This is a genomic window from Nocardioides sp. (genome assembly GCF_036401255.1).
Taxonomy (GTDB): Bacteria; Actinomycetota; Actinomycetes; order Propionibacteriales; family Nocardioidaceae; genus Nocardioides.
In genome coordinates this window covers 1-1,662 of record NZ_DASWVI010000393.1, presented here as the reverse complement: position 1 = coordinate 1,662, position 1,662 = coordinate 1, and the positions used below count along the sequence as shown (strand labels likewise).

Annotated in this window: 2 protein-coding genes; both read left to right on the top strand. The window is 76.1% G+C overall.

Annotation, left to right across the window (positions count from 1 at the left end):
* Nucleotides 1-988 (top strand): deoxyribodipyrimidine photo-lyase (locus VGD85_RS18360; protein ID WP_331064872.1); only part of this gene is annotated, 988 nt, incomplete at its 5' end.
* 68 nt (nt 989-1,056) lie between these two features.
* A partial coding sequence (locus tag VGD85_RS18355) for a hypothetical protein (RefSeq protein ID WP_331064871.1) occupies nt 1,057-1,662 on the top strand: 606 nt, incomplete at its 3' end.

Sequence of the window (1,662 nt, the reverse complement as noted above, 5' to 3'; positions counted from 1 at the left end):
GCTGGTCCGGACCGGCTCGCCGTACGCCGTGGCCCCGGGTCGCGTGACCACCGGGTCCGGTGCGGCCTACCAGGTGTTCACGCCCTTCCACCGGGCGTGGGCCGAGCACGGCTGGCGGGCACCGGCCGGCGAGCCCGCCGGGCACGAGTGGCTCACGCTCGAGGACGGCACCGCGGCACTGCCCGACGCCGCCGCCCCCGAGGGGCTCACGCTGCCGGCGGCGGGCGAGGCCGCGGCGCTGCGCCGCTGGGCGGAGTTCCTCGACCGGGTCGGCGACTACGCCGGCGACCGGGACCGGCCCGGGGTGGACGGCACCTCGCGGATGTCGGTCCACCTGAAGTGGGGCGAGATCCACCCGCGCACGATGCTGGCCGACCTGGCCCGGCTGCGCAGCGACGGGGCGGCGGCGTACCGCCGCGAGCTGGCCTGGCGGGAGTTCTACGCCGCCGTGCTGCACGCCCGCCCCGAGTCCGCGCGGGAGTACTGGCGCCCCGAGCACGCCCGGATGCGGTACGACGAGCCGGGCGCACCGCTCGACGCCTGGCGATCGGGCCGCACCGGGTTCCCGATCGTCGACGCGGGCCTGCGCCAGCTGCGCGCCACCGGCTGGATGCACAACCGGGTCCGGATGCTGACGGCGAGCTTCCTGGTCAAGGACCTGCACCTGGAGTGGCAGCACGGCGCTCGGCACTTCATGCGGTGGCTGGTCGACGCCGACCTCGCCTCCAACCAGCACGGCTGGCAGTGGGTCGCCGGCTGCGGCACGGACGCGGCGCCGTACTTCCGGGTGTTCAACCCGACCGCCCAGGGTCGCCGGTTCGACCCGACCGGCGACTACGTGCGCCGCTGGGTGCCCGAGCTGGGCGCGGTGTCGGACCCGCACGACCCCAGCCCCGGGGAGCGGGCCGAGGTCGGCTATCCCGAGCCGATCGTCGACCACGCGGCCGAGCGCCGCGAGGCGCTCGACCGCTGGGCGGAGATCCGCTGACTTTGGTCGGGGGCGGCCGGCTACCGCGGGCCGATCCGCTCGCCGGCGCCGGCGCCTAGCGTCGGAGGGTGCGCACCGCCTGGCGACCCGCCGTGGGTCTGATCGTCCTGGCCCCCGTGTGCGCGGAGTACCTGTGGGGCTACGACGACAGCACCGGCCACCCGCTGACGCTGCTCGGCAACCTGGTGGTGTTCGCGCCGCTGTACGGCGCGCCCGCGCTGCTGATCCGCGAGGTGGCTCGCCGCCGGGACCTGGGCTGGGCGGGCCTGCTGCTCCTGGCCGCCGCGTTCGGCGTCGTGGAGGCCGGCGTCGTCGACCAGTCGATGTGGAGCACCGACTACCGCGACATCCCCTACTGGGACGACATGGCGGCGCCGACCTACCTCGCGCCGATCGGGCTCAGCGTCTACCTCGCGCTCTCCTTCGTCGGCGGCCACGTGATCCTCAGCATCGGCGCGCCGATCGCGATGGTCGAGTGCCTGAGCCCGCGCACCCGGCACCGGTCGTGGCTCGGGCCGGTGGCCCTGCCCCTGGTCGGCCTGCTCTACGCCGCGGCCTGCGCGCTGGTCGCGCAGGACGCCTACGCCACGGGCGAGGCCACCGCCACCTGGGGCCAGTTGGTGGCATCCGCGGCGGTCGCGGCAGCGCTGGTCCTCGCGGCCCTGCGCGTCGGC